Below are 18,003 nucleotides of genomic sequence, written 5' to 3' on the forward strand. Positions count from 1 at the left end.
ATTTATGAGCAGCCATCCTCTTGGGTGGCCATTGCCGCCGATCATGCATAAGGGACATGCCCTTGGCAAACCCGAACACCTTTGGGATAAGACCAAGTGGAAGGCGACAGTGGAGAAACTATGCCTGCGGACGTAAACAATGTCAACAAGGCTGACATAAATTCAGCAACGCTGGAGCATGCTGACCTGCCGCTCGACATCATGGGGCTTTTCTTTTTTGCCTACAGGGACTTCACTGCCGACGCCGATGCGGTCTTGGAGCGTCAGGAATTCGGCCGCGCTCATCACCGCGTGCTTTATTTTGTCAATTTACGTCCAGGCATGTCGGTAGCCGATCTTCTCGACATATTGAAAATCACCAAGCAGAGTCTCGCCCGCGTGCTGCGACAATTGGTGGATAACGGTTATATCGAGCAACGCACCGGACAATCGGATCGTCGCCAACGCCTGCTTTACGCCACGGACAAGGGCCGCGAGTTCTTCGCAGTGCTGTCTTCGACTCAGGCGAGCCGCATTAAATCCTCTATCGCGGCCCTCCCCCCTGACGCTGCCGACATCGTCCGCAAGTTTCTCGTTGGCATGGTCGACACCGAAGATCACCGCAAGCTCGACCAGCTCAGCCTCACGACAAAACTCAAGTAAAATGGCCCCCAAGCACTGTGCTTGGAGGCCATCACTTATCTCTGTCTTTCGCTGGCTGCGGGCTTAGCCGCGGCCCAGCTCCTCGCTGCGCAGCTTAGCCGCTTCCACGGCCCGCTCCATCAGCGGCGTCAGACCATCGTCGGCCATCAGCACATTGAGCGCCGCAAAAGTGGTGCCGTTCGGCGAGGTCACGTTCTGGCGCAACACGCTGGCCGGGGCCGGGTCGGCCTCCATCAACGCTGCCGAACCAATCACGGTCTGGCGTGCCAGTTTCATGGCGATGTGCTCAGGAAGCCCCTGCGCCACACCAGCTGCCGCCATAGCCTCAACCATATTGAACACATAGGCCGGGCCTGAACCCGAAACCGCGGTAACGATGTCGAGGTCGCCTTCCTTGTCGAACCAAAGGACCATGCCTGCAGCCGCCAACAGCGCATCAGCCGCAGCGCGATCCTCAGCGAAAGCGCCCGACCCAGCGACTGCACCCGTCACACCCTTGCCCAACTGAGCCGGGGTATTGGGCATAGTGCGCACCACACGGTCTGTCCCCAAACCTGCCGAAAGCTTTTCAATCGAAATACCGGCGGCAATGGAGAGAACCAGCGTATGCGAGCCAATTACGGGCGCAAGGCTCTCCATCACAGGCCCGATCACCTGCGGTTTAACCGCCAGAACCAACACATTTGGCTGAAGCCCAAAAGCTTCCTTATTGACGACAATGCCATTGTCCGCCGCCAAAGCCAGCGCTTGCTCGCTGGGGTTTGGATCAACCAGCACGAGGTTAGACGCAGGCAATCCAGCCCCAAGCCAGCCTTCAGCCAGTGCCAAGCCCATCTTGCCGGCGCCAACCAGCATGACCGGACCCAAATTTTGCAAATTCGTCATCAGGCTTCGCCTACCGTCTCAAACATCACATGGCTCAGCGCGTCTGCGGCTGATTTGCCGGCCCATACGACGAACTGAAACGCCTGATAATACAGATCGCAGGATTCGCTGGCCGAACGAAGCAGCGCTTCACACTGCTGGGGCGACACATCCGCGCCACCGGTGAGCAGGTGCGAATTTCGGAACAGGACAACGCCTTCCTTGTGCCAGGCGTCGAAGTGGCCAATCCAGAGTTGTTCGTTGATGAGGCTGATCAGTTGTTTGATTTCAGCGCGCCGCGCTTCGGGAACTTTCAAGTCGAAGGCACATGCGATGTGCAGACTTTCCAGATCCTGCATCCAGTTGAACGACACATGATAGTCGCTCCACCCTCCGCGTACTGAAATAGAAATCTCGTCCGCGTCCTGACGTTCAAACGTCCAGTCGTTGATCGAAGCGATGTGCTCGACTAGGTCCACCGGGTGGGACATCCGATCGGGCTCGAATTCAATCAGAGACATGAAGTTCCGTCCTCACAAAGGGCGTTGTCATGGCGCAGCATTTGCTGCGCGTTCTGGATGCGCGTGAAGGAACTTGATCGCCGCAACCGCGACTTACGAATCGTCCTCCTAAGCAAACCCTACACTGAGCATTTGATTCAGGGCACGCGGGCCAACCGCCGAACGCCAATCTCTTGTGGATGATGCTTGGTCTTTAAGTATTAACGAGGGTTTAACAGAAATTGCACGCACCGTTTCATAATGGTGCACTTTCATCGCCCTGGAACAATTCCCAATAAAAAAGGCGCCGCGTTACCGCAGCGCCTTCGCATGATCATCAATCCGCTATTGTTAAGCGGACTTACCGCGCAACTCAGCCAGTTCCTTGCGCAGAGCGTCAATTTCTTCGCCCTGCACGTGAACCAGCTCTCGCAGCGCGTCGAAATCTTCGCGCTTCACCAGGTCCATATCGTTGACGATGCGCTGAGCTTGGGTCTTCACCACGGTTTCGACCTCGCGGCGAACGCCGTCAGCGACGCCAGCAGCTTCGTTCATCACACGACCCAGCCCGTCGAATAGCTTGTTGTTCTGGTTCATACTGTGTCCGTTCCCATTGGGGCATTGTTTGCATTTACTTAAGCCACCTAGGACCTAAAAACCAGAGTACCCAAGCAAAGCCCTTTGACGTGCTCAACGTCACAGGGATTGAATGGCTCCAACCGACGCGCTACCTCAGGCACTCTATTGCCACGATTGCTTGGCAAGTTTCGGTCGAACCTCGGAGAACCATCGGTGCCCTTCCCCAATATCGACCCGATCGCCATTGCTATCGGCCCTATCGCTATCCGTTGGTATGCACTGGCCTATCTCTTTGGTGTTTTCCTTGGCGCGGCCTATGGCTATTCCCTGCTCAAGAACACACGCCTCTGGCACCGCGGCAATCCCCCCTTTGAAGCCAAAGACATTTGGGATTTTGCCTTCTGGGCCATGCTGTCCATCGTTATCGGCGGCCGCGTTGGCTATGTGCTGTTCTACAACTGGGGATATTACAGCCAGAACCCGCTGGAGATGATCAACACGCTCGATGGCGGCATGTCCTACCACGGCGGCATGGCTGGCCTGATGATCGCTGCCATCTTCTTCACGCGCTCCAAAGGCGGCAATTGGCTGTCGAGCCTTGATCTCCTCGGCGCAGTGGCCACCATTGGTATTTTCCTTGGCCGTGTCTCCAACTTCATCAATTCCGAGCTTTATGGCGCGCCCACCAACCTGCCCTGGGGCGTGGTCTTCCCGACCGACCCGATGCAAGTGCCCCGTCACCCAAGCCAGCTTTATGAAGCCCTGCTCGAAGGCCTCCTACTCTTCATCGTCATCCGCGTTGTCACCCATGTCTTGTATGGGTTGCGCAAGCCGGGCCTCGTCGCTGGCATTTTCGCCATTGGCTATGCATTGGCGCGCTCCTTTGTCGAATTCATCCGCTTGCCGGATGCGCAATTGGGCTATCTCAATGGCGAATGGCTCACCATGGGCCAGCTCCTCAGCCTTCCCATTCTCCTCGGCGGCATCGCTCTGGTGGTCTACGCGCTGACCCGGCGCGAAGACCCCATCCGCCCATAATCCTCTTTCTCTAGTGCAAGTGAGACGTTCAACGTGAACCAAGCCCCCACGCTTGAGCAGCAGATCGAATTCCAGATCCGCACCTCCGGTCCCATGTCGGTCGCGACCTATATGGGGCTTTGCCTCACGCACCCGAGCAAAGGCTATTACAAAAACCAAGACCCATTCGGCGCTAAGGGCGACTTCATCACCGCGCCGGAAATCTCGCAGATGTTCGGCGAATTGATCGGCTTCTGGGTGGTCAATCTCTGGCAGCAAATGAATGAGCCCAAGACGTTCACCCTGCTCGAACTGGGCCCCGGTCGCGGCACGCTGATGAGCGACGTCTTGCGCGTTGCTTGCCGCGCCCCCGGTTTCCGCGATGCGCTAGACCTGCGCCTTTTTGAAACCAGCCCTGCCCTTGTGGCCGAACAAAAAGCGCGCCTCGAAGCATACGATCCCAAATGGCTCGAGAATTTTGAAAATGTCGGTACCGGCCCGATCATCATTCTTGCCAATGAGTTTTTTGACGCCTTGCCGATCCGTCAGTTCGTCCGCAAAGAAAACGGCTGGCATGAGCGTCAAATCGGGCTTGATGGCGACAAGCGCGTCTTCGGCCTCTCGCCCACACCCATTCCGCCCATGTCCATGCCGCCCGGCGTGGCCGACGCCGCGATCGATGAAATCCTCGAATTCTGCTTCGGTGGCGCACAGCTCATGAGCCGGTTGAGCCAGCTGGTCAGCCGTCAAGGCGGCGCTATGCTCGCCATCGACTATGGCTACGCCCGCACCCAAACTGGTGAAACACTGCAGGGTGTTCGCCGCCATGCCTATGCCGACGTGCTTGAAGCGCCCGGCGAAGTCGACCTCTCCGCCCACGTCGATTTTGAGGCGCTGGCCAGCGTTGCGCGCCAGTCTGGCCTCGCGGTCCAACCGCTCCAGACCCAAGGCGGGTTCCTCACCGACATGGGCATTAGCCACCGTGCGACGGCCCTTGCCGGGGCCAACCCCAATCTCGCCCAAGACATTCGCGCCGCCGAGCAGCGCCTCGTCGGTGCCGATCAAATGGGTGAGTTGTTCAAAGTTCTCTGCGCCCACAGCCCCGGCCTGCAACCGTCAGGTTTCGGCGCATGACCCTGTCGGCAGAACACTCTCCTTCCCTTGCGTCCATGGATTGGCTCCGTCACGGCTTTTTCGGTCGCCAAGGCGGCGTCTCAATCGCCCCTTACGACAGCCTAAACGTCGGCCTCGCCGTTGACGACAGCGAAGCCAGTGTTCAGGCCAACCGCCAAGCTATCGCGGATTCATTGGGTGGTGCTCCGCTGATCGTTCTCAAGCAGACTCACTCCACCCATGTCGAGACCATCACCGCGCCCCTAACGGGCGTGGTCGAGGGCGACGCCATGGTCACCGCCACCCCCGGATTGCTTCTCGGCATTCAAACCGCGGACTGCACGCCGATCCTTTTCGCCGACCGCCAAGCGCACATCATCGGTGCCGCTCACGCCGGTTGGCGTGGTGCCGTTGATGGCATTATCGGCAATACCATCGCTGCTATGGTTAAGCTTGGTGCGGATCCTGAGCACATTGTTGCGGCATACGGCCCCACCATTTGGGCGCAAAACTACGAAGTTGGCGACCAATTCCAGGCCGATTTCCTAGCCCTGCATCCCACTGGCGAAGACCTGTTTTTCACCCCAACTGGCGGCAAAGCCCACTTCGACCTCCCCGGATTTGTGCAGGCACAACTAAGGGATGCAGGGGTTTCCACCATCGAACAAGTGGGCGGCTGTACCTACGACAACCCAGACCGCTATTTCTCCCATCGCCTGGCGACCCATCAATCGCGCAAGACCGGTCGGCAAATGTCCGTAATTAGCATCTCTCTGCGATAATTTAACGACACTGGCCAAAAGTGTAGTTGTGAGTCCGAAGTTCTGCCGCTAAAGCTGCCCACGAAACTGGTTGGCCCCTGCTCCCGTGGGGCCGGTTGAGACAGGATCGCACCTCATGAAACTGGTGACTGGCAATTCCAATCGTCCATTAGCGGAAGCTGTGGCGAGCTACCTTGAGCTGCCGCTGACCGATTGCACGGTCAAGCGCTTTGCCGACAAGGAAGTCTATGTAGAAGTGCATGAGAATGTGCGCGGTGAAGACGTCTTCATCCTACAGTCGACAAGCTACCCGACCAATGACAACTTGATGGAACTGCTGATCGTGATCGATGCTCTGCGTCGCTCGTCAGCCCGTCGTATCACCGCCGTTATCCCTTATTACGGCTACGCCCGTCAGGACCGTAAATCAGCACCACGCACGCCGATTTCGGCAAAGCTGGTTGCCAACCTCATCACCGAGGCTGGTGCAAACCGCGTCCTAACGCTCGACCTGCATGCCTCGCAGATTCAGGGCTTCTTCGATATCCCAACCGACAACCTCACCGCAGCTCCGGTGATGGTGCGCGATATCAAGGATCACTACGACGTCAGCAATGTGATGATCGTGTCGCCAGACGTTGGCGGCGTGGTTCGTGCGCGCAATGTGGCGAGCCGCATTGGCGTCAACCTCGCCATTGTCGACAAGCGCCGTCCCCGCGCTGGCGTGTCCGAAGTGATGAACATCATCGGCGACGTATCGGGCAAGACCTGCATTCTCATCGACGATATCGTCGATTCTGGCGGCACGCTGGTGAATGCTGCTGAAGCTCTGCTCAATGCGGGCGCCAAGGAAGTCTCCGCCTACATCACACACGGCGTATTGTCCGGCGAAGCTGACAAGCGTATCGCCGCTTCCAAGCTCAAAGAACTGGTCATCACCGACTCGATCTTTGACCCGCAAAACAGCAAGGCGGCGGCCAATATTCGCCGCATGAACATCGCCCCGCTCCTCGGCGAAGCCATTGCCCGCACCGCCAGCGAACAGTCGGTTTCGAGCCTGTTCGACTAAGATTTGAGCCCTTTTCGGTCTCTGTAAAGCCTTCAGACCACCAACATGGTCTGAAGGCTTTTTCTTGCGCTCTTACGAGTTACGCAGCTCGATCGTTCCCGCTTTGGCAGCCGCACGACAATCAGTCGCGTCGTGCATGATGTCGTCCTGAATCAAAGCTGTTTCGGTCATGCCGCTGCCGCTAAAGCGCATGTCATCGCACTCACCGTCATTGGCGAACTCGCCCTCGTCGTCGCCAAAATCAATCTTGCCGTCTTCCGCCACGCCCAGAAGTGAAATCTTGCCGGCGTCATACGCGCTCTGACAGTCGGTGGCATCGGCCAGCAGATCCTCGCTGAGCAGATCGGTTGCCGTCATGCCAGCGCCAGTGAATCGTGGATCGTCGCACTCGCCATCATTAGCGTAGCTGCCACTGTCATCGCCGAAGTCGACTTGGCTCTGCGCCATCGCCGGAGTGACAGCCGCGCAAAGAACCACCGCGCACGCCAAAACTATTGATTTCATTGAACAATCCCGAGATAAATACAAACAGGGCAGACCCTATCTTCGGGATGCGAACCTATCAAATCACTTATGCCGCCCCCGTGCGTTTTCACCCGGCCAAGAGGCCCGCAAAACCACTATATTTCTTGCTCCCCGCCCCCCTTTGCGCTATAGCCGCCCCCATGAAGCGCTCGTCACCCCTGGAGGACGGGCGCGTATGGTGTTGTGTAACACCGTACACCAACCGGAATGGATGATTTCCATGGCCAATAAAGTGCTCAAGGCACAGGCGCGCGACGGAGTGGGCAAGGGGGCAGCTCGCGAAGCACGTCGTCAGGGACTTGTTCCTGCAGTTATCTACGGTGACAAGAAGGCTCCTGTCACTGTTTCCGTCTCGTTCAAGGACGCCTACAAGGCGATCTACGCAGGCGGCTTCAAGTCCCACATCCTCGACCTCGACGTTGACGGCACCATCCACCAGGTAATCCCACGCGATTACCAGCTGGACGTTGTCCGCGATATGCCACTGCATATCGACTTCCTGCGCGTTTCGGCTAAGTCGCTGATCACCGTAGAAGTTGCTGTTAAGTTCATCAACGAAGAAAAGGCTCCTGGCCTTAAGAAGGGCGGCACTCTGAACGTCGTTCGTCACGCTGTTGAACTGACCGTTCTCGCTCACAAGATCCCGGAAGAAATCACCGTTGATCTGACCGGCGCAGAAATCGGCGATTCGATCCACATCTCGGCAGTAACCCTGCCAGCTGGTGCGGTTCCGACCATCACCGACCGCGACTTCACTATCGCGACCATCGTCGCTCCTTCCGCACTGAAGTCGGAAGAAGCTGCTGCTGAATAATTTCAGTTTCTAGCTCGATGCTTTCTGAGGCGGCCTTGCGGCCGCCTCAGTCATTTGTAAGGTTTGGTTTCATGAAACTGCTCGTTGGTCTGGGCAACCCCGGCGCTCAATACTCTGGCAACCGCCACAATATCGGCTTCATGGCGATTGACGCCATTGCCCGCGCCTATGGCATTTCCGCGTGGAAAACCAAGCACTCGGGCCAGTATGCCGAAGGCAATGTTGGCGGCGAGCGCGTGCTCCTCCTCAAGCCTCAAACCTTCATGAACAAGTCCGGCGACAGCGTGCAGCAGATCGCCAAGTTCTTCAAAATTCCCGTTAGCGACGTCTACGTCTTCTATGACGAGCTCGATCTCGCGCCGGGCAAAGTTCGCGTCAAAACCGGTGGCGGCAATGGCGGCCACAACGGCCTGCGCTCCATCGACCCGCAGATCGGCCTCGACTACAAGCGCATCCGCCTCGGCATCGGTCACCCCGGCAAGGAGAACGTCACGCACCACGTTCTCGGCGACTTCGCCAAGGCTGACAAAATCTGGCTCGAGCCGCTGCTCGATGAGCTGGCCCGTCAGACCCCGCTTCTCCTCAACGGCGACGACGCAGGCTTCATGAACAAGCTCGCCCTCGCTCTCAAGCCCGAAGAACCAGCCAAAGAAGCCAAGCCGAAGAAACCTTCGCCAGAAGCGTCTGAGGCACCCAAAGGCCAAAGCCACATCCGCCAAGCCCGCCCAGCGGCGTCCAAGGTCGAACTCCCCAAATCCGGCCCCATGGCCGACATGCTCAAAAAGCTTTTAGGCGGCCAATAACCTCCCTTACCACCTCCCTAGTGGAGCGAATTGAGGGTGACCGCTGCTTTCATCTGAGGCGCAGAAACATCCCCCAACTCAGTCTTCCTCCCTCCCCCTTGAGGGGAGGGATTGAGGGTGGGGGTCTTTAGTTCGGTGCGTACTCAGCCCAAATCTCCCCACACACTTGATCCCATCCCTCCCCCGGTTCCGGGGGAGGCTAGGTGGGGGCAGCGCTGAGCCTTACCCCCGCGCCCACTCGGGCAACATGTCCCCGTGCGCCTTGAGCAGATCATCGACCAGCGACCAGATCTGATCGAGGTCGAGTTCCGCTGCCGTGTGCGGATCAAGCATCGCCGCGTGATAGATATGCTCGCGCTTCTCTTCGATCAGCGCCCGCACAGTAAGCTCCTGCACGTTGATATTGGTGCGCATCAGCGCCGCCAGCTGTGGCGGCAATTCCCCGATATAGGTTGGCTGAATGCCGTTGCTATCGACCAGACACGGCACTTCCACGGCGGCCTGGTTCGGCAGCGAGGTGATCACCCCATTGTTGCGCAGATTGCCGTAGATCACCGAGGGCTCGCCGGTCCAAACCGAATTGACGATGGAAGACGCATATTCGTGCGAAGCCTTCACACTGATCGTGTCGGCATTGCGATACTGCTCAGACGTCTTCTTCCAATTCTCGATCTGCTCAATGCAGCGCTTTGGATATTCATCCAGCGGAATGCCGAACTTTTCGATCAAATCGTCGCGCCCGTCCTTGATGAAATACGGGGTGTATTCGGCAAAGTGCTCGGAGCTTTCGGTAACGAAATAGCCGAGACGCTTCATCATCTCATAGCGCACCTTATTGGGGCAACGCGGGTTCCAACCGGGCTTGGGCGCGCGGCCTTCCGCATAGGCGCGGTGCAGCTCCGGATAGAGGTCCTTATACGACCCATCCGACTGACGATGCTCAAACTTGAGATAGAAGGCCATGTGGTTGATACCGGCCGAGCGGTAGCGGATTTCCTCGTATGGAATGTCGAGGTCATGGGCCAGCTCATGCGCCGTGCCCTGCACCGAATGGCACAGGCCAACCTGCTTGATCTTGGGGAATTTCTCCGCAATCGCCCAGGTGTTGATCGCCATCGGGTTCACATATTGCAGCATCACCGCCTCAGGCGCGACCTGCATCATGTCTTCGCAAATGCTCCAGAGATGCGGCACCGTACGAATGCCGCGCATAATCCCGCCAACGCCCAAGGTGTCGGCAATCGTGTGGCGCAGGCCATACTTTTTGGGCACATCAAAATCGATCACCGTCGACGGCTCAAAGCCACCAATCTGGAAGCAGACGACGACGAAATTGGTCCCCGTCAACGCCTCGCGCTGGTTCGAGTAGGTCGTCACACTCGCTGGCACACCCAGCGTTTTGACCAGCTTCCCGGCGATAATCGCGCTTTCCTCAAGACGCGTCGGATTGATGTCCATCAAGCGAATTTGCGCACCGGCAAGGGCCGGACGCTGCAAAATATCGCCCACGATATTCTTCATGAACACGGACGAGCCAGCGCCGATAAACGTGATGATAGGATTAGCCATTTAGAAAATGCTCCGATAGCGGCCAGGCCGGCCCGCGGCTCCTCCCGCCGCTTTTGTCCATGCTAGCGCGACCGCATCGACTTACAATCCGGGATTAAAAGCGAATATTCCGGCTTTCTAAGCTTTACCCATGAGACACAAAAAAGGCGGGATCGCTCCCGCCCTTCCGATTTTATCCAACGACCTCAACAATGCCCATCATGCCGTGGTCTTCGTGGAAGAGCAGATGGCAATGGTAGACATACTTGCCCGTAAAATCGAGGAAGCGATGACGAATGGTCAGCGACCCGTTTGGCGGGATGCCACGAGTATCTTCCCACGAGAGAACCTCATCAACGGGCTCGCCATTCACCGCCACGACTTGGAAGTCGTTGGTGTGAATGTGGAACGGATGCCATTCGGGCGAGTCGTTGACCAGCTCCCACTCCTCGAAGGCCCCGAGCGGAACCGTCTGGTCCACGCGGTTCATATCCACCTGCTGGCCGTCGATCACAAAGCGTGTGCCGCCCGGCTCGCCGCGGATCACGTCAAAGCGAATTGTCCGCTTCCGATCGACTTCTTTCCCGCGCAGGTCTTCCGATAGCGGCAGCAGCACTTCTGGGATCTGGTGATCGGTGACAGCATCACCCTCTTCAACCACAAGCGTTGCCAGCAGCTCATCCGGCTCATACTGGCGCGGCGAACCCAGCCACAATGTCTTGCGCAATTCAAAAGCGCCACGGAACATGTGCCCCTGCACCAGCACATCGGCGCGCGTACCCGGTTCGATCAGCAGCTGATCATGCTTGACCACACGGGTCATCGCATTACCGTCCTTGGAAATCTGATAGAGCGGATGCCCCTCCAGCCCGATCATGAGATAGGTCTCCGAGGCCGCGTTGACGAACCGCCACCGCTGCACTTCGCCAGAGCGAATGCGCAGCGTCGGATTGATCTGCCCATTCACCGTACGCGTCTGGCGATGCATGTCCTGATCATCCGACGGGATGATGGAGTTATTTTCGTCAAACTGGGTCGACTGGATGACGAGCAGCTGATCGACACGATCTTTGATCCCCTCCACCTCATCAAGCCCGCCCTCGATAATCAGTGCGCCGGCCAATCCGCCCGACACCTGCGAATAGGTCACCCCATGAACATGCGGGTGATACCAATATGTCCCCGCCATATGGTCGGCTGGAATCTTGATCTCGTAGTCGAAGGTCTCACCCGGCTGGATCACGAGCATAACGTTGTCGCTATTGCCCGATGGCGACACGTGCAGACCGTGCGTATGAAGGTTCGTCACATCATCGAGATCATTGACCAGTTTGATCTTGATGGTATCGCCCGGCTTGGCCATGAGCGTTGGGCCTGGATACTGCCCGTCAAAGCTCATCACCGTGGCTGTCTCGCCGTCCACATCGGCAGGCCCATAGGCAAGACGCAAGCTGGTCTCCAGCACGCCATTCACCGACCGGCGCACTTCAGGGACACGGATATCGTCCCCCGTGGCCAGCGCCACAGCGCGGCTCAGAGGCTTTTCGGTCACCCGCACCTCACCGCCATGATGGTGGGCGTGTTGTGCCAAGGCAGGAGCGGCCACACCGGAAGCCGCAAGCGCGCTTCCAGAAACAAGCAACTTTCGACGGCTGATCGAGACAGACATAACGGCTCCGGAAAAGATCTTACTCTGAGCACGTTAGCATAGAGCCCAGATTCGACTGCAATAGTGTTTGCAATCTAAAATCGACCCGGATGTTGCTCTCCAAAACGACCAACAAAAAAGGGGCCGCCGCAGCGACCCCTTCTCAATCTTGTAAAAATCCAAAACCCTTAGGTGTTGAACTTGAACAGCATCACGTCGCCGTCCTTGACGACATATTCCTTGCCTTCGTCGCGTGCCTTGCCCGCTTCCTTGGCGCCAGATTCACCGCCGAGGGCGATGTAGTCTTCATAGCCAATGGTCTGCGCGCGGATGAAGCCGCGTTCAAAGTCCGAGTGAATAACGCCAGCCGCAGCCGGAGCCTTGTCACCCTTATGGATGGTCCAGGCGCGCGTTTCCTTCGGACCTACGGTGAAGTAGGTCTGCAGACCCAAAAGGTCATAGGCTTCGCGGATCAGACGGTTCAGACCGGCTTCCGAAAGGCCGAGGCCTTCAAGATATTCTGCCTGCTCTTCGTCTGGAAGCTGCGCCAACTGGCTTTCGATTTCAGCCGAGATGATGACAACGCCTGCGCCATTGGCAGCAGCATAGTCTTCAACCAGCTTGCTCATCGCATTGCCCTTGTCGGCCGAACCTTCGTCTACGTTACACACGTAGAGCACTGGCTTGGACGTCAGCAGCTGCAGCTCCTGGAAGGCCTTTTCTTCTTCAGCATCGCGCTTAACAAAGCGAGCCGACTTGCCTTCGCGCAGGACAACCAGCGCGCGATCGATCAGATCGAGCGTGACCTTGGCGTCCTTGTCATTGCCCTTGGCCTTCTTTTCCACGCCAGCGCGGCGCTTCTCAAGGCTTTCAAGGTCAGCGAGCATCAACTCGGTTTCGACAACTTCGGCGTCCGCTAGCGGGTCAACCTTATTGGCGACGTGGATGATGTTGCCGTCTTCAAAGCAACGCAGCACATAGGCAATCGCGTCACACTCACGGATGTTCGCGAGGAACTGGTTGCCCAGCCCTTCACCCTTGGATGCACCCTTCACGAGGCCGGCGATATCCACGAAGCTCATGCGTGCTGGCAATACGTTGATGGACTTGCCGATTTCGGCAAGCTTGTGCAGACGCACGTCCGGAACCGGCACATCACCGACGTTCGGCTCGATCGTGCAGAAAGGGAAGTTTGCAGCAGCTGCTGCGGCGGTGCGCGTAAGCGCGTTAAACAGCGTCGACTTGCCCACATTCGGCAGACCGACGATACCCATTTTGAAGCCCATTGGGATCTCCGGAAATCATTGGGTTCCAATTGGGTCGGATTGCCCCAGAAGTCAATGCGTCGGGGTGTACTCCCTGCCTCCCAAGGCCCATCACAGTGCTGAAAATGATCTCAGTGAAGCAAGTCCATCCCCAAACACCTTGCCCGTGCCCCGCACCCTATGGCAGAAGAAAACAATTGACGTATAGGGAAAGCAAATGACCAATCCAGTCATAGCTAATCGTCTCCATTTTGAAGACCTGCGCCTCGGCGAAACTATTGCGCTCGCCCCCTCGACGCTGACACGCGAGATGATCACGACTTTCGCCGCAGAGTTTGATCCTCTACCTTTCCATTTGGATGAAGAAGCAGCTCGCCAGAGCCTACTCGGTGGCCTCGCCTCCAGCGGCTGGCAGACGGGCGCTTTGAGCCTTCGCGCCCTCGTCGACGCCTTCCTCTCCAAAATCGCGTCGGCTGGCGGCCTCGGCTTTTCCGATCTGAAGTGGAAAGCCCCGGTCATGGTCAATGACACCATCTCAGGCACTGTCACGATAGCCGAGCTCCGCCGCTCGCAGTCACACCCCCACTGGGGCATTGTCACTCTCGATTTCGACATTCGAAATCAAAAGAACAAGCAGGTCATGACCATGCGCCTCGCCAATCTGGTTGAGTGCCGCAATCCGGAGGTCGCGGCATGACGCGCTGGTTTGAAGAGATCAATCTGAACGAAGACTTCCCGATGGGAAGCCACACATTCACTCAAGACGAGATCGTGCGGTTCGCCTCGCTCTACGATCCGCAGTATTTCCATACCGACGCCGAAGAGGCCAAGCACAGCCATTTCGGCGGCATCATCGCCTCCGGCTGGCACACTGCATCCGTCGGCCAGCGGCTCATGGTCGATGCGCTCTTTGCCGAAGAAAAGCGCCTGCTCGATGCCGGCCAGTCGCCGGGTGTCTCGGGTCCCTCCCCCGGCATTAGTTCGATGCAATACACCACGCCGGTTCGCCCCGGAGACACCATCACCTATTCGATGTACGTCAAATCCAAGCGCGTCTCCAATTCGCTTCCGGGCTGGGGCGTGCTCATCACCCATGTGTCGAGCACCAACCAGAATGGCGAAGCCGTCTACTCGGCAGAACTCGTCAGCTTCTCGAAATTGCGCGACTACAAGATGCCCCTCAAGCTCAAATTGCTTCTTGGCCTTGCCAAAGTTCCTCTGCTCAAGAGTTTGATCAAGCGCGGGTCTTGAAAGACAGAGGTCGGGTCGGCACTGTGCACTTATGCGCCGATTCGCCCTTGCACTTGCTGTCACCGCCGTAACCGCAATCCCTGCCTTCGCTCAGGCCTATGAAGGCAATTGGAGCTGCAGAGACGAGACCACTGAACGCGTGGGCATTCTCACCATGTATGGTGGCGTATACGGTTGGGCGGGCCGAACCATGGGCGACACGCGCTCCGGCACTGGCACGATTACCGCCTATCAGGACGGCGTTGGCTTCAACGATGGCAATCTGCTGGCCAATGGTTCAGTGCAAGCAGGCCGCATTACCAGCGACGAAAATTTCAATATCGCCCTGCAGCTGGAAACAGCTGAAGCGGTCGTTATGTTCTGCACCGTCCGCTAATCCCGTCTGACGCCCCACAAAAACCTAGCGCACGCGCGCCGTCTCTTGTTCCGCTGCCAATTGGGCACAGCATAATTCTGTGCTTTGCGCGCTGCCTCGCGGCAACACCTTGAAACTTTCCCGTTTCTGGCGCATTTTATACGAGCAGCGCCGGGCCCCTCTGGTCGTAGCTCTTGCTACGGCGATGTCGGAGCTGCTCCACCACGTTACATGGAGAAGGTCCGGCACATGGATATGTTGCTGTCCGCTTTTTCGGGCGAGTTCCTCGGCACCCCCGTTTACTTCTGGGTCGCGTTTATCGCGATCGTTCTTGCTCTGCTTGTCTTCGACCTTGGCATCCTTCACAAGGATGAACACGAGATCGAAGCCAAAGAGAGCCTTATGCTCTATGGCTTCTACGTCATCATCGCGCTTGCGTTTGGTGCTTGGGTCTGGTTCCAGCGCGGCTCTCAGGCCGGGCTTGAGTTCTACACCGGCTATTTGATCGAGCAGTCTCTGGCGATGGACAATATGTTCGTCATCGCCACCATCTTCGGCTTCCTTGGCATCCCACGTCTCTACCAGCACCGCGTGCTGTTCTGGGGCATCTTGGGCGTGATCCTGTTCCGCGCTGTTCTCATCGGCGTTGGCGCTGCTCTGGTTCACCAGTTCAGCTGGATTCTGGCGATCTTCGGTGCCTTCCTCATCTTCACCGGCTTGAAAATGTTCAAGCACGAAGACGAAGAGCCGAACATGGAAGACAACAAGATCTACAAGTTCTTGTCGTCCCGTTTCCGCGTCACCAAGGAACTGCATGGCCGTAACTTCACCGTTAAGGCTCCAGATCCGAAGACCGGTAAGCTCGTCACCTGGCTGACCCCGCTGGCCATCGCGCTGATCATGGTTGAAATCGTCGACCTGATCTTTGCGGTCGACTCGGTTCCAGCCGTGTTCGCGGTCACCCAAGACACCTTCATCGTCTACACCTCGAACATCTTCGCGATCCTTGGCCTGCGCGCGCTCTACTTCGCTCTGGCAGCCGCAATGAACCGCTTCCGTTACCTGCAGGTATCGCTGGCCGTCATTCTGGTTCTCATCGGTATCAAGATCTGTCTGGTGCCATTCGGCATCCATATCGACACCTTGCTCTCGCTCGGCGTCACGATCTCGATCCTTGCTGCTGGCGTCTTCTACTCCCTGTGGAAGACCCGCAACGAGCCAAACATCAGCGCCGAAGACCATCCGGAAACCGGCAAGCTCGAGCCTTAATCTGCTCAGCTCTGAACACGAAAGAGGCCCTCCGGGGCCTCTTTTTTTGGGTTCATCCGCCGTGAACCAGCCCACACAAATGCGTCGGCCAGCCCCGACCTCGCCCTATTCTGTTCAAGCTCTGGCCCCATTCTGCCGTTAACCCTTCGGTAAAGAATGAGGAGAAGCGCCATGGGCGTCATCAATCAAATCGTTTTTGACTGCGAACACCCTGCCGCTCTGGCAAGGTTTTGGGCCAACGCATTGGATGGCTACGCCCTGCGCGAATACGACCAGCTTGAGCTGGTTCGGCTGGCCGTCTTTGGCCTCACCCCCGAAACCGACCCAACGGTTATGGTCGATGGCCCCGGCCCCAGCCTCTGCTTCCAAAACGTCGATGGACAGCGTCACGATAACAATCGCGTCCACCTCGATGTGGAAGTGGCCAATCGGCAGGCCGAGGTGGATCGCCTGAAAGAGCTTGGCGCCAGCATTGATCGGGTACTGCCCACCTATACGGTGATGCGCGATCCTGAGGGCAATCAGCTCTGCCTAATCGACAAGCGTGAAGCCATCGCCGCCTAGTCCTACTGACAGGCTCTGTCAGAACCACTGGTTAGCACTCACTCATAACGAGGAGACTGACCATGGCTTTGACCGCCTCTTGCCACTGCGGCGCTATAAAATTCGAAATTGCCTCTGCCCCAAGCGAGGCACACACCTGCAACTGCAGCTATTGCCAGCGGTCGGGAGCCGTTTGGACCGGCGTAAAGCCTGAGGATTTCAAGCTGCTCTCCAACAGCGCTGAAGGCACCTACAACCCGACAGGGCTGAACGTGCATCACTTCTGCGCGGCCTGCGGCATGCAGACTTGGGGCGACAGCCCCGATTGGAGCGCGATCTACAACGACGACGGTACGCTTAAGCCGGGCGCGACCGAGGGCGTCCCCGAAACCCGCTCAATGTATTTCAATCTCAATTTGATTGATGACTTCGACCGTACCAGCATTCCCATCACCGCCATGGATGGCCGCAACAACTGGTAGAAACGACAAAGGGGCCGAGCTCGGCTCGACCCCTTCACACTCAGCTTAAACCGGCTCAGTGGCCTTCAAAAGCCATCAGCGCGCTGACTTCAACGTTCTGTGCTGCCAGCTTCGCCGCGCCACCCAGATCGGGCAGATCAATGGCAAAGGCTGCATGGTCACACGTCGCGCCCGTGCTGCGCACGAGGCTAACTGCAGCAATAGCAGTGCCGCCCGTGGCGATCAGATCGTCAACGATCAGAACCTTGTGCCCAGCGTTCAGTACGTCAGCATGGATCTCGATCGTGTCGACGCCATACTCAAGCACATAGTTCTGGCCGATAGTTGCGCCAGGCAGCTTGCCGCGCTTACGGACCGGCACAAAGCCCACGCCCATCGCGATGGCAACGCCAGCGCCAAAAATGAAACCACGCGCTTCAATACCAGCGACATGGGTGAACCCCTGATCGCGATATTGAGCCGCGATCTGTTCAACGCTTTGACGGAACCCTTCCGGATGCTCGATCAGGGTGGTGATGTCCCGAAACAGAATCCCTTCCTTGGGATAATTCGGAATCGTACGGACGAGCGACTTCAGGTCGAGCGACATCTGCGGCCTTGAGGCTAGAATTTAAGAATTAGGTTTTGTTGCGGCCCAAAAGATGCCGCGCCAGAACGCCAGCGCTATAGGCGACATTCCGGGATGTGTTGATCGCGACTTCGCGCGTTTTTGGGTTCTGAGCCACTGCCTGAATCCCCGCGCGAACCGCTGGGTGACGGCTGACGGTGATAGCAGTAGTAACGACCGTAACGGCCAGACGTACAGCGGACATCTCAGTCCTTCTCTCAACACAGCGACTTCACGGGAATATCACCATACTTCCACCCGATGGCAAGAGCATGGCGCAAGCGTGAGCGGATTAGTTTACCCGAACCACCAAAAAGAAAGGGGCCCGACGGGCCCCTTAAACATTCA

Annotated in this window: 22 protein-coding genes; 13 read left to right on the plus strand and 9 right to left on the minus strand. The window is 57.6% G+C overall.

All coding sequences use genetic code 11. The features are described from left to right. The first annotated feature begins 120 nt into the window (after positions 1-120). Positions 121-642 (plus strand): MarR family transcriptional regulator, encoded by a 522-nt coding sequence (locus tag JHL21_RS05450; RefSeq protein WP_349236552.1) that lies wholly within the window; start codon positions 121-123, stop codon positions 640-642. Positions 643-705: 63 nt separating this feature from the next. Here the strand turns inward: JHL21_RS05450 and proC are convergent, their stop codons facing one another. From proC to JHL21_RS05465, 3 genes are all read right to left on the minus strand, one after another. Beyond that, the gene (proC, locus tag JHL21_RS05455; protein ID WP_200212371.1) at positions 706-1,527 is read right to left on the minus strand and encodes a pyrroline-5-carboxylate reductase; all 822 of its coding nucleotides are present in this window, start codon (positions 1,525-1,527) and stop codon (positions 706-708) included. Continuing rightward, the gene (locus JHL21_RS05460) at positions 1,527-2,027 is read right to left on the minus strand and encodes a YbjN domain-containing protein (protein ID WP_169195647.1); all 501 of its coding nucleotides are present in this window, start codon (positions 2,025-2,027) and stop codon (positions 1,527-1,529) included. Before JHL21_RS05460 ends, proC begins: the two co-directional genes overlap by 1 nt. A gap of 330 nt (positions 2,028-2,357) precedes the next feature. Next, on the minus strand, positions 2,358-2,603 hold the full coding sequence (locus JHL21_RS05465; RefSeq protein ID WP_200212373.1) for an accessory factor UbiK family protein: 246 nt from the start codon (positions 2,601-2,603) through the stop codon (positions 2,358-2,360). Positions 2,604-2,798: 195 nt separating this feature from the next. On the opposite strand from JHL21_RS05465, the gene lgt reads away from it, so the two are divergent. The 4 genes from lgt (at position 2,799) to JHL21_RS05485 (ending at position 6,545) form a co-directional block, all read left to right on the plus strand. After that, positions 2,799-3,623, plus strand: coding sequence for a prolipoprotein diacylglyceryl transferase (gene lgt / locus JHL21_RS05470; RefSeq protein WP_200212374.1), 825 nt, complete (start codon positions 2,799-2,801; stop codon positions 3,621-3,623). A gap of 33 nt (positions 3,624-3,656) precedes the next feature. Continuing rightward, positions 3,657-4,736, plus strand: coding sequence for a class I SAM-dependent methyltransferase (locus tag JHL21_RS05475; RefSeq protein ID WP_367948159.1), 1,080 nt, complete (start codon positions 3,657-3,659; stop codon positions 4,734-4,736). Next, complete coding sequence (pgeF, locus tag JHL21_RS05480) at positions 4,733-5,497, plus strand: peptidoglycan editing factor PgeF (protein ID WP_200212376.1); 765 nt, start codon at positions 4,733-4,735, stop codon at positions 5,495-5,497. Before JHL21_RS05475 ends, pgeF begins: the two co-directional genes overlap by 4 nt. A gap of 115 nt (positions 5,498-5,612) precedes the next feature. Then, positions 5,613-6,545, plus strand: coding sequence for a ribose-phosphate pyrophosphokinase (locus tag JHL21_RS05485; protein ID WP_169195650.1), 933 nt, complete (start codon positions 5,613-5,615; stop codon positions 6,543-6,545). A gap of 72 nt (positions 6,546-6,617) precedes the next feature. On the opposite strand, the gene JHL21_RS05490 is transcribed toward JHL21_RS05485, so the two are convergent. Then, on the minus strand, positions 6,618-7,049 hold the full coding sequence (locus JHL21_RS05490; RefSeq protein WP_200212378.1) for a hypothetical protein: 432 nt from the start codon (positions 7,047-7,049) through the stop codon (positions 6,618-6,620). A 241-nt stretch (positions 7,050-7,290) separates the two neighbouring features. Here JHL21_RS05490 and JHL21_RS05495 point away from each other — a divergent pair, with 241 nt between their 5' ends. Then, entirely contained in the window at positions 7,291-7,884 is a 594-nt protein-coding gene (locus JHL21_RS05495) for a 50S ribosomal protein L25/general stress protein Ctc (RefSeq protein ID WP_169195652.1), read from the plus strand. Positions 7,885-7,955: 71 nt separating this feature from the next. Then, the gene (gene pth, locus JHL21_RS05500; protein WP_200212380.1) at positions 7,956-8,687 is read left to right on the plus strand and encodes an aminoacyl-tRNA hydrolase; all 732 of its coding nucleotides are present in this window, start codon (positions 7,956-7,958) and stop codon (positions 8,685-8,687) included. A gap of 222 nt (positions 8,688-8,909) precedes the next feature. Here pth and JHL21_RS05505 read toward each other — a convergent pair whose 3' ends face one another. The 3 genes from JHL21_RS05505 to ychF all read right to left on the minus strand — a co-directional run bounded on the left by JHL21_RS05505 (position 8,910) and on the right by ychF (position 13,169). Next, positions 8,910-10,256, minus strand: a complete 1,347-nt coding sequence (locus JHL21_RS05505) for an alpha-glucosidase/alpha-galactosidase (RefSeq protein ID WP_200212381.1) — start codon at positions 10,254-10,256, stop codon at positions 8,910-8,912. Positions 10,257-10,428: 172 nt separating this feature from the next. Next, the gene (locus JHL21_RS05510) at positions 10,429-11,904 is read right to left on the minus strand and encodes a multicopper oxidase family protein (protein ID WP_200212384.1); all 1,476 of its coding nucleotides are present in this window, start codon (positions 11,902-11,904) and stop codon (positions 10,429-10,431) included. A 167-nt stretch (positions 11,905-12,071) separates the two neighbouring features. Then, positions 12,072-13,169 (minus strand): redox-regulated ATPase YchF, encoded by a 1,098-nt coding sequence (ychF, locus tag JHL21_RS05515; RefSeq protein WP_169195656.1) that lies wholly within the window; start codon positions 13,167-13,169, stop codon positions 12,072-12,074. A 196-nt stretch (positions 13,170-13,365) separates the two neighbouring features. Between ychF and JHL21_RS05520 the strand changes: the two genes are divergently transcribed. The 6 genes from JHL21_RS05520 (at position 13,366) to JHL21_RS05545 (ending at position 17,048) form a co-directional block, all read left to right on the plus strand. After that, a complete protein-coding gene (locus JHL21_RS05520) occupies positions 13,366-13,845 on the plus strand; it encodes a MaoC family dehydratase (protein ID WP_182394182.1) in 480 nt (159 codons plus the stop codon). Continuing rightward, entirely contained in the window at positions 13,842-14,399 is a 558-nt protein-coding gene (locus JHL21_RS05525; protein ID WP_182394183.1) for a MaoC family dehydratase, read from the plus strand. Before JHL21_RS05520 ends, JHL21_RS05525 begins: the two co-directional genes overlap by 4 nt. Positions 14,400-14,430: 31 nt before the next feature. After that, a complete protein-coding gene (locus JHL21_RS05530) occupies positions 14,431-14,775 on the plus strand; it encodes a hypothetical protein (protein WP_182394184.1) in 345 nt (114 codons plus the stop codon). A gap of 228 nt (positions 14,776-15,003) precedes the next feature. Continuing rightward, positions 15,004-16,023 (plus strand): TerC family protein, encoded by a 1,020-nt coding sequence (locus tag JHL21_RS05535; RefSeq protein WP_200212386.1) that lies wholly within the window; start codon positions 15,004-15,006, stop codon positions 16,021-16,023. Between the two features lie 171 nt (positions 16,024-16,194). Further along, positions 16,195-16,587 carry a VOC family protein gene (locus JHL21_RS05540; protein WP_200212388.1) on the plus strand — a complete coding sequence of 131 codons (393 nt, stop codon included), beginning with the start codon at positions 16,195-16,197 and terminating at the stop codon, positions 16,585-16,587. Between the two features lie 62 nt (positions 16,588-16,649). After that, positions 16,650-17,048, plus strand: coding sequence for a GFA family protein (locus JHL21_RS05545; RefSeq protein ID WP_200212390.1), 399 nt, complete (start codon positions 16,650-16,652; stop codon positions 17,046-17,048). A gap of 55 nt (positions 17,049-17,103) precedes the next feature. Here the strand turns inward: JHL21_RS05545 and JHL21_RS05550 are convergent, their stop codons facing one another. Together JHL21_RS05550 and JHL21_RS05555 are read right to left on the minus strand one after the other, a co-directional pair. Next, entirely contained in the window at positions 17,104-17,637 is a 534-nt protein-coding gene (locus JHL21_RS05550) for an adenine phosphoribosyltransferase (RefSeq protein WP_169195663.1), read from the minus strand. Positions 17,638-17,665: 28 nt separating this feature from the next. Further along, on the minus strand, positions 17,666-17,860 hold the full coding sequence (locus JHL21_RS05555) for a hypothetical protein (RefSeq protein ID WP_169195664.1): 195 nt from the start codon (positions 17,858-17,860) through the stop codon (positions 17,666-17,668). Positions 17,861-18,003: the final 143 nt, after the last annotated feature.

Origin of the sequence: Devosia sp. WQ 349K1 (assembly GCF_016595685.1) — a bacterium.
Classification (GTDB): domain Bacteria; phylum Pseudomonadota; class Alphaproteobacteria; order Rhizobiales; family Devosiaceae; genus Devosia.

What these genes read in the sequence shown, in the direction of transcription:
- JHL21_RS05450 (WP_349236552.1), top strand. Translation starts at nt 121, where the DNA reads ATGCCTGCGGACGTAAACAATGTCAACAAGGCTGACATAAATTCAGCA.
- proC (WP_200212371.1), bottom strand. Translation starts at nt 1,527, where the DNA reads ATGACGAATTTGCAAAATTTGGGTCCGGTCATGCTGGTTGGCGCCGGC.
- JHL21_RS05460 (WP_169195647.1), bottom strand. Translation starts at nt 2,027, where the DNA reads ATGTCTCTGATTGAATTCGAGCCCGATCGGATGTCCCACCCGGTGGAC.
- JHL21_RS05465 (WP_200212373.1), bottom strand. Translation starts at nt 2,603, where the DNA reads ATGAACCAGAACAACAAGCTATTCGACGGGCTGGGTCGTGTGATGAAC.
- pgeF (WP_200212376.1), top strand. Translation starts at nt 4,733, where the DNA reads ATGACCCTGTCGGCAGAACACTCTCCTTCCCTTGCGTCCATGGATTGG.
- JHL21_RS05485 (WP_169195650.1), top strand. Translation starts at nt 5,613, where the DNA reads ATGAAACTGGTGACTGGCAATTCCAATCGTCCATTAGCGGAAGCTGTG.
- JHL21_RS05490 (WP_200212378.1), bottom strand. Translation starts at nt 7,049, where the DNA reads ATGAAATCAATAGTTTTGGCGTGCGCGGTGGTTCTTTGCGCGGCTGTC.
- JHL21_RS05495 (WP_169195652.1), top strand. Translation starts at nt 7,291, where the DNA reads ATGGCCAATAAAGTGCTCAAGGCACAGGCGCGCGACGGAGTGGGCAAG.
- pth (WP_200212380.1), top strand. Translation starts at nt 7,956, where the DNA reads ATGAAACTGCTCGTTGGTCTGGGCAACCCCGGCGCTCAATACTCTGGC.
- JHL21_RS05505 (WP_200212381.1), bottom strand. Translation starts at nt 10,256, where the DNA reads ATGGCTAATCCTATCATCACGTTTATCGGCGCTGGCTCGTCCGTGTTC.
- JHL21_RS05510 (WP_200212384.1), bottom strand. Translation starts at nt 11,904, where the DNA reads ATGTCTGTCTCGATCAGCCGTCGAAAGTTGCTTGTTTCTGGAAGCGCG.
- ychF (WP_169195656.1), bottom strand. Translation starts at nt 13,169, where the DNA reads ATGGGCTTCAAAATGGGTATCGTCGGTCTGCCGAATGTGGGCAAGTCG.
- JHL21_RS05520 (WP_182394182.1), top strand. Translation starts at nt 13,366, where the DNA reads ATGACCAATCCAGTCATAGCTAATCGTCTCCATTTTGAAGACCTGCGC.
- JHL21_RS05525 (WP_182394183.1), top strand. Translation starts at nt 13,842, where the DNA reads ATGACGCGCTGGTTTGAAGAGATCAATCTGAACGAAGACTTCCCGATG.
- JHL21_RS05530 (WP_182394184.1), top strand. Translation starts at nt 14,431, where the DNA reads ATGCGCCGATTCGCCCTTGCACTTGCTGTCACCGCCGTAACCGCAATC.
- JHL21_RS05535 (WP_200212386.1), top strand. Translation starts at nt 15,004, where the DNA reads ATGGATATGTTGCTGTCCGCTTTTTCGGGCGAGTTCCTCGGCACCCCC.
- JHL21_RS05540 (WP_200212388.1), top strand. Translation starts at nt 16,195, where the DNA reads ATGGGCGTCATCAATCAAATCGTTTTTGACTGCGAACACCCTGCCGCT.
- JHL21_RS05545 (WP_200212390.1), top strand. Translation starts at nt 16,650, where the DNA reads ATGGCTTTGACCGCCTCTTGCCACTGCGGCGCTATAAAATTCGAAATT.
- JHL21_RS05550 (WP_169195663.1), bottom strand. Translation starts at nt 17,637, where the DNA reads ATGTCGCTCGACCTGAAGTCGCTCGTCCGTACGATTCCGAATTATCCC.
- JHL21_RS05555 (WP_169195664.1), bottom strand. Translation starts at nt 17,860, where the DNA reads ATGTCCGCTGTACGTCTGGCCGTTACGGTCGTTACTACTGCTATCACC.